The sequence below is a fragment of the Actinomycetota bacterium genome (assembly GCA_040754375.1).
GTDB lineage: Bacteria > Actinomycetota > Acidimicrobiia > Acidimicrobiales > AC-14 > JBFMCT01.
In genome coordinates this window covers 24,674-37,306 of record JBFMCT010000002.1, presented here as the reverse complement: position 1 = coordinate 37,306, position 12,633 = coordinate 24,674, and the positions used below count along the sequence as shown (strand labels likewise).

At 73.3% G+C, this 12,633-nt stretch carries 10 protein-coding genes; 5 read left to right on the top strand and 5 right to left on the bottom strand.

What is annotated here, in order from left to right; translation table 11 throughout:
- Positions 1 to 6 precede the first annotated feature (6 nt).
- On the bottom strand, positions 7 to 216 hold the full coding sequence (locus tag AB1673_01255) for a WhiB family transcriptional regulator (protein ID MEW6152604.1): 210 nt from the start codon (positions 214 to 216) through the stop codon (positions 7 to 9).
- Positions 217 to 353: 137 nt separating this feature from the next.
- Here AB1673_01255 and AB1673_01250 point away from each other — a divergent pair, with 137 nt between their 5' ends.
- Genes AB1673_01250 through AB1673_01240 form a run of 3 tightly spaced genes read left to right on the top strand, consistent with a single transcriptional unit; the run spans position 354 to position 5,038 of the window.
- On the top strand, positions 354 to 1,526 hold the full coding sequence (locus AB1673_01250) for a tetratricopeptide repeat protein (protein MEW6152603.1): 1,173 nt from the start codon (positions 354 to 356) through the stop codon (positions 1,524 to 1,526).
- A gap of 39 nt (positions 1,527 to 1,565) precedes the next feature.
- Positions 1,566 to 3,944: a phosphoketolase family protein gene (locus AB1673_01245; protein MEW6152602.1), complete on the top strand. Its 2,379-nt coding sequence runs from the start codon at positions 1,566 to 1,568 to the stop codon at positions 3,942 to 3,944.
- Entirely contained in the window at positions 3,941 to 5,038 is a 1,098-nt protein-coding gene (locus tag AB1673_01240) for an acetate/propionate family kinase (protein MEW6152601.1), read from the top strand. Before AB1673_01245 ends, AB1673_01240 begins: the two co-directional genes overlap by 4 nt.
- Here AB1673_01240 and AB1673_01235 read toward each other — a convergent pair.
- The 4 genes from AB1673_01235 to AB1673_01220 are packed head-to-tail and all read right to left on the bottom strand — an operon-like array spanning position 5,033 to position 8,254.
- Positions 5,033 to 6,481: an NAD(P)/FAD-dependent oxidoreductase gene (locus AB1673_01235; GenBank protein MEW6152600.1), complete on the bottom strand. Its 1,449-nt coding sequence runs from the start codon at positions 6,479 to 6,481 to the stop codon at positions 5,033 to 5,035. The two genes, AB1673_01240 and AB1673_01235, sit on opposite strands and share 6 nt — an antisense overlap.
- A gap of 7 nt (positions 6,482 to 6,488) precedes the next feature.
- A complete protein-coding gene (locus AB1673_01230; protein ID MEW6152599.1) occupies positions 6,489 to 6,851 on the bottom strand; it encodes an NYN domain-containing protein in 363 nt (120 codons plus the stop codon).
- An 8-nt stretch (positions 6,852 to 6,859) separates the two neighbouring features.
- Entirely contained in the window at positions 6,860 to 7,291 is a 432-nt protein-coding gene (locus AB1673_01225; protein MEW6152598.1) for an OsmC family peroxiredoxin, read from the bottom strand.
- A gap of 33 nt (positions 7,292 to 7,324) precedes the next feature.
- Complete coding sequence (locus AB1673_01220; protein MEW6152597.1) at positions 7,325 to 8,254, bottom strand: acyl-ACP desaturase; 930 nt, start codon at positions 8,252 to 8,254, stop codon at positions 7,325 to 7,327.
- A gap of 87 nt (positions 8,255 to 8,341) precedes the next feature.
- Between AB1673_01220 and AB1673_01215 the strand changes: the two genes are divergently transcribed.
- Complete coding sequence (locus AB1673_01215) at positions 8,342 to 8,773, top strand: MarR family transcriptional regulator (GenBank protein MEW6152596.1); 432 nt, start codon at positions 8,342 to 8,344, stop codon at positions 8,771 to 8,773.
- Positions 8,770 to 12,615 carry an ABC transporter ATP-binding protein gene (locus tag AB1673_01210; GenBank protein MEW6152595.1) on the top strand — a complete coding sequence of 1,282 codons (3,846 nt, stop codon included), beginning with the start codon at positions 8,770 to 8,772 and terminating at the stop codon, positions 12,613 to 12,615. Before AB1673_01215 ends, AB1673_01210 begins: the two co-directional genes overlap by 4 nt.
- Positions 12,616 to 12,633: the final 18 nt, after the last annotated feature.

The following is a 12,633-nucleotide window of genomic DNA, read 5'->3' as shown; positions in this document are numbered from 1 at the left end:
TGACGGTCAGGCGGCCCGGGTGAGGCGGCGGCGCAGGCGCGCTCGCTCCCGTTCGGTCGTCCCGCCCCACACACCGTGGCGCTCGCCGTTGCGCAGGGCCAGGGCCAGGCACATGTCGGTCACCGGGCACTGCCGGCAAACGGCCAGGGCGGCGGCCGTGCCCGCCTCGTTGTCGGGGTAGAAGACCGATGCGGCCACGCCGCGGCACGCGGCCATGTCCTTCCAGGTACCGGTGACGGGGAACCGCTGAGCTGCCATGGGCGCAATGGTGCACCGTGCCGCCCGGCCCGTAAATAGGCCGATCGACCCAGTGCCTCACGGACTGTCCCGGTAGCCTGCTGGCCAGACGGACCGTGATCTCCCATTCCGCGCTCACCGAGGAACAGCAGGCCGCCGTCGAGGCCGTCGCGGTGTTCACGGGCGGGTTCACGGCCCACGCCTTCCGGGCCGTGGTGGCTGGCCCGTTCGACGACCGGGCCACGCTCGACCACCGCCTCGATGAACTGACCGCCAGCGGCGCCGTGGTCAGCGTCCACGAAGGTCGGTTCGACCTGCCGCCGGGACTGCGGGCCGAGGCCGCCACCGCGATGGCGGCGCGCCCGGACGAGGGCGAAGAGGTGGCCCGTGACCGGCACCTGGCGTGGGCCGTCGCCTTTGCCCTCGACGGGGCGGCCGGCCTCGAAGGGCCCGAGCAGGTCGTGTGGCTCGACTCCCTCGAAGCCGACCACGACAACCTGCGGGCCGCCCTGGCGTGGGCCACCCGCCACCCCGGCATCGAGGCGGCCCTGACCCTGAGCGGCGCGCTGGGCCGGTTCTGGGAGGTGAGGGGCCACGCCACCGAGGGCCGCCGCTGGCTCCGCACGGTCCTGGAGCTCAACCCCGAGGCGTCGCTCGCGGCCAAGGCCCGGGTGGCCAACTCCGCGGGCCTGCTGGCCTTGCGCGAGGGCGACGACCGTTCCGCCGGGGAACACTACGAGGAGAGCCTGGCCGCCCACTGGGAGATGGGCGACCGGTTGGGGTGCGCCGGCGTGATGCACTCGCTGGGCAACCTGGCCTTCCGGCGATGGGACCTCGACGAGGCCAGCCGGCTGTTCGGTGAGAGCCTGGACATCGGCCGGGACCTGCACGACGATCGCGTCATCGGGGCCTCGCTGGCCAACCTGGGGGCGGTGGCCGATGTCCGCAAGGACCGGGCCGAGGCCCGCCGCCTGTACGAGGAGGCCCTCGACGTGTGGCGGCGCGACGGGGACACGTTCAACGCCGCGGCCGCCCTCGCCAACCTCACCGAACTGGCCATGGCCGAGGGAGACGACGCCACCGCCCGGCGCCTCGGGGAGGAGACGCTGGCCGCCCGCCGCATGCTGGGCGACGACGAGGGCACCCGGTCGGTGCTGCTCAACCTGGGCCGGGTGGCCGCCCGTCAAGGCGATGCCGCTGCGGCCCACGCCTACCGGGCCGAGGCCCGCGCCCTGCGCAAGAAGGGCTGGTGGCTCGACGCCCTCCGCCGCCGGGCCCCGGGAAGCTGACCGGACCGGGGGGCCTGCCCGCCGTTCTAGCGTGGCGCGATGGCATCTCTCGTTACCGCTCCGCTGAACACCCAGGAGCTGGCCGGTATCGACGCCTGGTGGCGGGCGGCCAACTACCTGTCGGTGGGCCAGATCTACCTGCTCGACAACCCCCTGCTCGCCGAACCCCTCCGGCCTGAGCACGTCAAGCCCCGGCTGCTGGGCCACTGGGGCACGACCCCGGGCCTCACGTTCGTCTACGCCCACCTGAACCGGGTCATCCGGGCCGGCGACCTCGACATGATCTACGTGTGCGGGCCGGGCCACGGCGGGCCCGCCATGGTGGCCTCCACGTGGCTGGAGGGCAGCTACAGCGAGATCTACCCCGATGTCAGCCTCGACGGCCGAGGCATGGCCCGGCTCTTCCGGCAGTTCTCGTTCCCGGGCGGGGTCCCGAGCCACGCCGCTCCCGAGACCCCGGGTTCGCTCCACGAAGGAGGAGAGCTCGGTTACGCCCTGTCCCACGCCTACGGTGCCGCCTTCGACAACCCCGACCTGGTCGTGGCCTGCGTGATCGGTGACGGCGAGGCCGAGACCGGGGCGCTGGCCACCAGCTGGCACTCCAACAAGTTCCTCGACCCGGCCACCGACGGGGCCGTGCTGCCCATCCTCCACCTCAACGGGTGGAAGATCGCCAACCCCGCGGTCCTCGACCGCATCGGCGACGACGACCTCACCCGCCTGCTGGAGGGCTACGGCCACAAGCCTTACTTCGTCTCGGGCGACGAGCCCGAGGCCATGCACCAGGCCATGGCCCAGGCCCTCGACGCCGCCTTGGCCGACATCCGCGAGGCCCAGGGGCGGGCCCGGGCCGGCCATGGCGGCGGGCGGCCGCGGTGGCCGGTCATCGTCCTGCGCTCGCCCAAGGGTTGGACGGGCCCGGCCGAGGTCGACGGGGTCGCGGTAGAGGGGACGTGGCGCTCCCACCAGGTGCCGCTGGCCAAGGTCAGGACCGACGCCAGCCAGCTCCGCCTCCTCGAGAAGTGGATGCGCAGCTACCGCCCCGAGGAGCTGTTCGACGCAGAGGGCCGGCCGGTAGCGGCCGTCATGGGCCAGGCCCCGAGCGGGCCCCGGCGCATGGGCTCGAACCCCCACGCCAACGGGGGCGGTTTGCTGCGCGAGCTCGATCTGCCCGATGTCGAGTGGTACACGGTCGAGGTGGGCACTCCCGGGGCCACCAAGTCGGAGCCGACCCGGGCCCTGGGGGCCATGCTGCGCGACGTCTTCAGGCTCAACGAACGGTCCCGCAACTTCCGCCTCGTGGGGCCGGACGAGACCGAGTCCAACCGGCTGGGGGCGGTCTACGAAGCCACGGCCAAGGCGTGGACGGCCGAGGTGAGGCCCGAGGACGTCAACCTGGCGGCCGGGGGCCGGGTCATGGAGATGCTGTCCGAGCACACCTGCCAGGGGTGGCTGGAGGGGTACCTGCTGACTGGCCGGCACGGTCTGTTCTCGTGCTACGAGGCGTTCATCCACATCATCGGCTCGATGTTCAACCAGCACGCCAAGTGGCTCAAGGTCACACGCGAGCTGGAGTGGCGCTACCCCATCGCCTCCCTCAACTACCTGCTCACCTCCCACGTCTGGCGCCAGGACCACAACGGCTTCTCCCACCAGGACCCCGGCTTCATCGACCACGTGGTCAACAAGAAGGCCGAGGTCATCCGCGTCTACCTGCCGCCCGACACCAACACGCTCCTGTCGGTGGCTCACCAGTGCCTGGCCAGCCGCAACCTCGTCAACGTCATCGTGGCCGGCAAGCAGCCGTGCTTCGACTGGCTGGACGCCCGCGACGCGGCCCTGCACTGCGCCCGGGGCCTGGGGATCTGGGACTGGGCCAGCACCGACGACGACGGCGACCCCGACGTGGTCCTGGCCTGCGCGGGTGACGTTCCCACCATGGAGACGCTGGCGGCCGCCGACCTCTTGCGTGAACACCTCCCCGACCTCAAGGTCAGGGTGGTCAACGTGGTCGACCTGATGCGGCTCCAGCCCGAGAGCGAGCACCCCCACGGCCTGCCCGACCGCGACTTCGACGCCATCTTCACGGCTGACCGTCCCGTGATCTTCGCCTTCCACGGTTACCCGACCCTCATCCACCGCCTGACCTACCGGCGCACCAACCACGCCAACATCCACGTGCGGGGCTACAAGGAGGAGGGCACGACCACGACGCCCTTCGACATGGTCGTGCTCAACGACATGGACCGCTTCCACCTGGTGATGGACGTGATCAACCGCGTCCCGGGGCTCGGCCAGCGGGCGGCGCGCGTCTACCAGCACATGCTCGACAAGCGCACCGAGCACCACGCCTGGACCCGCCGCCACGGCGACGACATGCCCGAGGTCAGGGACTGGGCGTGGCGGGGCCGCGGTTGAACGTCCTCGTCGTCAACACCGGGTCGAGCACCCTCAAGCTCCGGCTCTTGTCGGCGGACGACGAGGTGCTGGCCACCCACGAGGTCGACCCGTGGACGGGGGACGGCTCGTTGCCCGACGAGGCCGTCGCCGCCCTGGACGAGATGGTGGCCCGAGCTGGGGCCGTGGGCCACCGGGTGGTTCACGGCGGTCCCGACTTCACATCGGCCACGGTCGTCGATGCCACGGTGCTGGCCCACCTGGAGGGGCTCGCCCCGCTGGCTCCCCTCCACCAGCCCCGGGCGGTGGCCGCCATCAGAGCGGTGGCCGCGGCCCGCCCCGATCTGCCGGCCGTCGCCTGTTTCGACACCGCCTTCCACGCCACCCTGTCACCGGCGGCGTCGACCTACGCCCTGCCCCGTGAGTGGCTGCGCCGGTGGGACCTGCGCCGCTACGGGTTCCACGGCCTGTCCCACCAGTACGCCGCCCGCCGGGCGGCCCAGTTGGTGGGCCGCCCGCTGTCCAGCCTGCGCACGGTGACCTGCCACCTGGGCGCGGGGGCGTCGCTGTGCGCCGTCCGGGCCGGTCACTCGGTCGACACGACCATGGGGTTCACCCCCACCGAGGGACTGGTCATGGCCACCCGCTGCGGGTCGGTCGACCCCGGGCTGGTCATGTGGCTGGTCAACCAGGCGGGCCTCGGCCCCGCCGAAGTGGCCGAGGCTCTCGACCGCCGGTCGGGGCTGGCCGGCCTCAGCGGGGGGACGGGCGACTTCCGGGAGCTGATGGGCACAATGACGGCTGGTGAGGACGCCGCCCGGCTGGCCTTCGACGTCTACGTCCACCGCCTGCGACGGGAGATCGCGGCCATGACGGCGACGCTCGGAGGCCTCGACGTGCTGGTGTTCAGCGGGGGGGTGGGCGAGCACGTCCCCATCGTGCGGGCCACGGCCGCCCGCCCGCTCGGGTTCCTGGGGGTGGCCATAGACGGGACCCGCAACGGGGCCACGACCACCGACGGGGACATCTCGGCCGAGGGCGCGACCGTCCGTACGGTCGTGGTCACCGCCCGCGAGGACATCGAGATCGCCCGCCAGGTCCGCCGGGCCCTATAACCCGCCTTGCGGCCCCCCGAACACGTCGCGGAGGGCGGACTGGGCGGCCCACCAGCCGCACATGCCGTGCACGCCCGCCCCCGGGGGCGTGGAGGACGAGCACAGGTAGGCGGGCCGGCCGGCCAGAGGCACGCGGTAGGGGTTGCGGGCCAGCACGGGGCGGGCCACCAGTTGCAGGCCCCCGTGCGAGCCGCCGGCGATGTCGCCGCCCACGTTGTTGGCGTTGTGGGCCTCGAGGGCGACCGGGCCCATCACGTGACGGGCCAGCACGAGGTCGCGGAAGCCGGGGGCGAACCGCTCGAGCTGGGCCTCGATCCGAGCCGTCATGTCGACATCGGACCCGGCGGGCACGTGGCAGTAGGCCCACAGCGTGTGCTTTCCCTCGGGGGCCCGGCCCGGGTCGAACAGGCTGGCTTGGGTGCACAGCACGAATGGGCGCTCGGGGTGGCGGCCCCGGGCCACCTCGGCCTCGGCACCGGCCACCTCGGCCATGGTGCCGCCTACGTGCACGGTGCCCGCCCGCCCGCACGCCGGGTCGGCCCACGGGACCGGGCCGTCGAGGGCGTAGTCGACCTTGAACGAACCGGGGCCGTAGCGGTAGCGGCCCAGGCGTCGCCGGTAGCGGGCGTCGAGGGCGTCGCCCGCGATGTCGAGCAACTGGCCGGGGGTGAGGTCGAAGAGCACGGCCCGGGACGGGGGCAGGTCGGCCAGGCCGCGCACGGGGTGGGACGTGACCACCCGGCCGCCCAGCGAGCCCAGGTAGGACACCAGGGCACCGGCCACCGCCTGCGAGCCACCGGCCGCCACCGGCCAGCCCTGGGCGTGGGCGCTGGCCCCGAAGATCGTCCCGAACGACGAGGTGAGGGGAGCCCGTAGGTCCAAGATGGCGTGGGCCGCCATGCCCGCGAACAGCGCCCGCGCCGGCTCGCCCCTGAAGGCCGCCCGGGCCAGGGCGGTGGCCGGCCAGGCTGCCCGTAGCCCGAACCGGGCCATCGTCACGGGGTGGGGCGGCCAGCGCAGGACAGGGCCCAGGACCGACTCGGCCAGGTCGTCCCACCGGCGCACGAACGGCCCCACCAGGCGTCGCCAGGCCCGGCCGTCGCGCCCTCCCAAGGTCCCGCTCACCTCGGCGAGCGCCCGTTCCAGCACGACGGCCGGGGCCCCGGGGAGAGGGTGGGCCAAGGGGGCCTCGGGATGGGCCCAGCGCAGGCCGTGATCGGCCAGGGGCAGCGACGACAGGAAGGGCGAGGCCACGCCCAGGGGGTGCACCGACGAGCACACGTCGTGGACGAACCCGGGCAGGGTCAGCTCGGCCGAGCGCGTCCCTCCACCGGGCCGGTCGGCAGCCTCGACCACGACGACCTCCAAGCCGGCCCGGGCCAGGGCCACGGCCGCGGCCAGGCCGTTGGGCCCCGCCCCCACCACCACCGCATCGGCGGTCACCGCCGGCTCAGCAGCCGTCCTGCTGGAGGCGGGCCAGGAACGCCCCCGACCCCAGCACGGCCGCCCCGGCCGCGGCCACGTCGGCGGCCAGGGCCCGGTCGGAGGTGACGACCACGTCGCCCCGGCGTACCAGCTCGCGAACCCGGTCGTCAGCCGCGTCCCGGCCCGAACGCGACGCGTAGGCCACCTCCACGCCCCCGTGGCTGCCGGCCGGGAGGTCGGGGTGGGCCACGTCGAACACCACCATCACGTCGTCGCCGGTCACCCGGCTGAAGCAGGCCAGCCGCTCGACCAGCCGCCGGGCCGCCGCCGGCCGGTCACGCCACCAACCGTCGGCCGCCGAGCCGACCACGTTGTTGCCGTCGACCAGGTAGGTCGTCAGCCGGCCAGCCGCCCGGAGACCTCGATGGCCACGTTGCCCCGTAGCGCCCCCGAGACCGGGCACGACTGCTCGGCCGCCTCGAGCCCCTCACCGAAGGCGTCCTCGCCCACGCCCGCCATCGTGGCCACCACGTCGAGGGCCATCTTCGTGATGCCCTGGCCGGGGACGAACGTGCACGTGGCCGAGACCGCGAGCGTCTCGGGCGGGTTGCCCCGAGAGGACAGCTCGTTGGACAGGGCCATGCAGAAGCAGGCCGCGTGGGCCGCGGCGATGAGCTCCTCGGGGCTGGTGCGGCCCTCGGGCTGCTCGGTGCGCGACGCCCAGGTGACCCCGGCGTCGGTGAACAGCGCGCTGGACTCGGCTGTCACCGTGCCGCCGCCCTCGAACAGGTCTCCATGCCAAACGGCACTCGCCTTGCGATCAGCCACCCGGTCGGCCTCCTTGGATTTTCGGCCCGCCAGTCACGGGACCAGCGCCCCGGCTTCGGGCGAGGTCGCGGTGGATGTCGCCCGGCGTTCGGCGTAACGCGACGCCACCCGGCCGAGGCGCTCGAAGTGGTTGACGACCCGCTCGCGGGCCTGCTCGGCCGCGGGGGTCAGGCCCTCGATCTCCTCCAGGCGCCAGAAGTTGCGGACCACGGGCACCAGGACCTGGTCGAGGAAGATGGACACGTCGTAGATGCCGGCGTTGGCGATCAGCCGGGAGTGGGCCGCGAAGTCCTCGATGCCGGTGCCGGGCATCTGGAAGCCGATGACCTGAGCGGCGATGGCCTCGACCATGGTGGACGGGGCCACTTCGAGAGCGGCCGTCACCACGTCGCGGTAGAACAGGTAGTGCAGGTTCTCGTCGGCCGCCACCCTGCTCAGCAGGTCGTAGCCCCGGCTCTCCCCCAGGTGCTTGCCGGTGTTGCGGTGGGCGATACGGGTGGCGATCTCCTGGAGGGCGACGTAGGCCATACCCTCGGCCGCCGTGGGGGGCTCGGGCACCTCGCCCGTGCTCACCTGGTGCATCCGGGCCCGCTCCAGGGCCACCGGGTCGATGGCCCGGGTGACGATCACGTAGTCACGGATGACCATGGCGTGGCGCATCTCCTCGGCCGTCCACCGCCGGGTCCACTCCCGCCACGGGTGGTCCTGACCGAACATCTTGTCGATGTGGGCCGAGTAGTAGGGCAGGTTGTCCTCGGTCAGCAGGTTGAGGAGCAGGGCGCTACGCACCGCCGGCGGCAGGGACTGCTCGGTCTCCTCCCACTCCTCGCCGGGCACGAAGTCGCGCCCCAGGCTCCAGGGCACGTACTCGTGCGGCATCCACTCCTTGGCCGTGGCCAGGTGCCGGTTGAGGAGGCGTTCGGCCTCGGGGGCCAGCTCTCGGAGGAGGGTTTCGTCATCCAAGCGCGCCCACAGTACCCGACTCACCGGTAGGCAACTTTGGTGAGAGCCGTGAATAGTTCGATCCTCGAACCAGTACCCTGGCGGGCTGTGGACGACCCGCTCGACGAAGAACTGAAGGCGGTCCGCACCCTGGCCCGCCTGGCCCGCCTGCTGGAACGCTCGTCGGGGGGCCTGACCCTGGCCCAGTACCGGGTGCTGGCCGCGGTCGACGACGGGGGGGAGCGGGCCACCCACCTGGCCCACGCCCTGGCCCTGGCCAAGCCCACGGTCACGGCCGCCGTCGACGGCCTCGTCGAGCGGGGCCTGCTGGAGCGCGAGCCCGTCCCCGGCGACCGCCGGTCCCTGCGCATCGGCCTCACCCCGGCCGGCCGCGAGACGCTCCGGGAGGCCGAGGCGGCAATGGCCCGGCGTCTGCGGGAGGTGGTCGACATGGCCGGCGGCGGGCGGGACACGCTGGACGCCCTCGGCACCCTGGCCCCCGCCCTCGACGCCCTCCGGGCCGCAGCGATGGGCAAGTGACCGACGCTCGGGCCGATGGCCAGGCGGCCCCCGGGTGGGTACGCCGGCTCATGCCCTATCTGCGCGCCCGCCGGCGCGACGTGCTGCTCACCTTCGGGGCCGCGCTGGTGGGCCTGACGGTCGCGGCCCTGACCCCCGTCGTGCAGAAGGTGATCGTCGACGACGTGATCTTGGGGTCGGACCGGTCGCTGGCCCCCTGGCTCGGGCTGCTCGTGCTGGCCGGGTTGGTGCGCTTCGGCTGCGCCCACATCCGGCGGTTCATCGGGGGCCGGGTGGCCCTGGGCGTGCAGTACGACCTGCGCAACGACGTCTACCGGCGCCTCCAGCGCCTCGACTTCGCCCGCCACGACGAGTTCCAGACGGGCCAGCTCGTATCGCGGGCCATCTCCGACGTCACGCTGGTCCAGGGCCTGATGGCCTTCCTGCCCCTGTTCAGCGGCAACGTCGTGCTGCTGGTGGCCTCGATCACCATCATGCTGTTCCTGTCGCCCGCGCTGACGCTGGTCGCTCTCACGGTCGTCCCGGTGGTCACCCTGGTGGCCCTGCGCCTGCGTACGACGGTGTTCCCGGCGGCCTGGCACGCCCAGCAGAAGGCAGCCGAGGTGGCCGGGGTGGTCGAGGAGGCGGTGGCCGGCGTGCGGGTGGTCAAGGGCTTCGGCCAGGAAAGCCAGGAGCTCGACCGCCTGGTCAACCGCAGCGAGGCCCTCTACGGGTCGCGCCTGCGGGCCGTTCGCATCACCGCCGGGTTCAGCTCGGGCCTGCAGTCCGTCCCCGCCCTGGGCCAGGTGGCCGTGCTGGCCGTCGGGGGCTGGATGGCGCTGGACGGCCGCATCACGATCGGCACGTTCCTGGCCTTCTCGTCCTACATGCTCCAGCTCGTCGCCCCCGTGCGCATGCTGTCCAACCTCACGGTCATCGCCCAGCAGGCCCGGGCCGGGGCCGAGCGCATCTTCGAGGTGCTCGACTCCACCCCCCTGGTCGAGGAGAAGCCAGGGGCGCCCGACCTTCCCCCCGTACGGGGTGAGGTGCGCTTCGAGGGGGTCTCCTTCGGCTACCTGCGCTCCGAGCCGGTGCTGCGCGACTTCTCGCTCACCGTGGCCCCGGGCGAGACGGTCGCCCTCGTGGGCCCGTCGGGCTCGGGCAAGTCGACGGTGGCCCTGCTGCTGCCCCGCTTCTACGACACCCAGGACGGCACGGTCAGCATCGACGGCACCGACGTGCGGGACGTGACCCTCGACTCGCTCCGCCGCCAGATCGGCGTCGTGTTCGAAGAGACCTTCCTGTTCTCGGACACGGTCAAGGCCAACATCGCCTACGGGCGGCCCGATGCCACCGACGCCGAGGTCGAGGCCGCGGCCCGGGCGGCCGAAGCCCACGGGTTCATCACCGCCCTGCCCGGGGGCTACGGCGCCCGCCTGGGCGAAGGCGGTTACACCCTGTCCGGGGGCCAGCGCCAGCGCCTGGCCCTGGCTCGCGCCCTTCTCACCGATCCCCGCGTCCTGGTGCTCGACGACGCCACATCGGCCATCGACTCCCGTGTCGAGGAGGAGATCCACGCCACGCTGCGCCGCCTGATGCAAGGGCGGACGACCCTGCTGGTGGCCCACCGGCGCTCGACGCTGCGGTTGGCCGACCGCATCGCCGTGGTCGACGACGGCCGGGTGGTGGCCACCGGGGCCCACGAGGAACTGGTGGCGTCGTGCCCCCTCTACCGCCAGCTCCTGGCCGGCCCGGGTGAGGGGGTCGACGAGCCCGTAGCCACCGACGAGACCGCCACCAACGGGGCCGCCAACGGCGGCCCGGCGGGTGCCTGGGACGGGTCGCTCACGGCCCCGGCGTGGCCCGAGGACCGGCGGGGGGCCACCCCGCTGGCCCGGGCCCAGGCCGAGGCCGCGTCCGACGGCATGCTGGGCATGCACTCGATGGGCATGGGCGGCATGGGTGGTATCGGCGGCGGCCACGGGGCCATGGCCGGCAGGGGGGGCAGCCCCGGCTCCCGCCTCGCACTGGTGGCCGAGACGCCTGAGCTGAAGGCCGCCGTGGCCGCCCTGCCCCCGGCCGACGAGAAGCCGGGCATCGACCTCGATCGCGAGAGCGCGGCCGACGCCAACTTCTCGCTGCGCCGGTTCATCGCCCCCTACCGCCGGGCCCTGGCCGTCGGACTGGGCCTGGTCGTCCTGGACGCCCTGGCCTCGCTGACCGGCCCCGCCCTGGTCCGCTACGGGCTGGACCGGGGGGTAGTCGACGGGTCCCGGGCTGCCTTGTGGGTCGCGGTCGGCGTGTTCCTGGCCGTCACCCTGGCCGACTGGGCCGTGGTGTGGGCCCAGCAGCGCTACACCGGGCGGACGGCCGAACGCCTCCTGTTCGCCCTGCGGGTACGGACCTTCGCCCACCTCCAGCGGCTGGGCCTCGACTTCTACGAACGGGAGCTGGCGGGCCGGATCATGACGCGCATGACCACCGACGTGGAAGCCCTCTCCCAGCTCCTGCAGACCGGCCTGGTCAACGCCGTGGTGTCCGGCCTGACCCTCGTGGGGGTGGCCGTGGTGCTGGTGGTGATGAACGCCGAGCTCTCGCTGGCCACCCTGGCCACGCTGGTCCCCCTGGTGGCCGCCACCTTGTGGTTCCGGCGCCGCTCCGACCGGGCCTACAACACGGCGCGCGACCGGGTGGCCGTGGTCAACGCCAACCTGCAGGAGAGCGTGTCGGGCGTACGGGTGGCCCAGGCCTACGTGCGCGAGGACCGCAACATCGAGAGCTTCCAGCGGGTGGCCCGCGACCACCTCGACGCCCGCATGCACGCCCAGCGCCTGGTGGCCACCTACTTCCCGTTCGTCGAGCTCCTGTCGGTGCTGGCGGCCGCCGTGGTGCTGGGTGTGGGTGCCCGGCTGGCGGGCACCGGGGCGGTGAGCCCCGGCGAGCTGGTGGCCTTCGTCCTCTACCTCAACCTGCTGTTCTCGCCCATCCAGCAGCTGTCCCAGGTCTTCGACACCTACCAGCAGGCCCGGGTCTCGCTGGCCAAGATCGGCGAGCTGCTGGCCACCGAACCGTCGGTGGTGCCGGCTGAGAACCCTGTCGACCCGGGGCCGCTCCGGGGCGGGCTTCGATTCGAGGGCGTGCGCTTCCGCTACGCGGGCGCCCACGAGGACGCATTGTCGGGCGTCGACCTCGACATCGTGCCAGGCGAGACGGTGGCCCTGGTGGGCGAGACGGGCGCCGGCAAGTCGACCATCGTCAAGCTGGCGGCCCGCTTCTACGACCCCACCGAGGGCCGGGTGCTGGTGGACGGCCAGCCCTTGACCGACCTCGACCTGACCGCCTACCGGCGCCAGCTCGGCTACGTACCCCAGGAGCCCTTCCTGTTCTCGGGCACCATCCGCGACAACATCGCCTACGGCCGGCCCGAGGCCAGCGACCTGGAGGTGGAGGCCGCGGCCCGGGCCGTGGGCGCCCACCCGTTCGTCGCCCGCCTGCGAGGCGGCTACCTCCATCCGGTGACCGAACGGGGCCGGTCGCTGTCGGCCGGCCAGCGCCAGCTCATCGCCCTGGCCCGTGCCCAGCTCGTCCAGCCCGCCATCTTGCTGCTCGACGAGGCCACGGCCACCCTCGACATGGCCACCGAGGCCCGGGTCATCGAGGCCATGGGCATGCTGTCGGCCGGCCGTACCACCCTGCTCATCGCCCACCGGCTCCAGACGGCCCGTACGGCCGACCGGATCGTCGTGGTCGACCAGGGCCGGGTGGTCGAGGTGGGCCCCCACGACGAGCTGCTGGCCCGCGGCGGCCAGTACGCCGCCCTCTGGGGCTCGTTCAGCGAAGGCCCGGTGCGCCGGGCCGGCTGACCGGCCGGTACCGTTCTG

What these genes read in the sequence shown, in the direction of transcription:
- AB1673_01255 (MEW6152604.1), bottom strand. Translation starts at nt 216, where the DNA reads ATGGCCGCGTGCCGCGGCGTGGCCGCATCGGTCTTCTACCCCGACAAC.
- AB1673_01245 (MEW6152602.1), top strand. Translation starts at nt 1,566, where the DNA reads ATGGCATCTCTCGTTACCGCTCCGCTGAACACCCAGGAGCTGGCCGGT.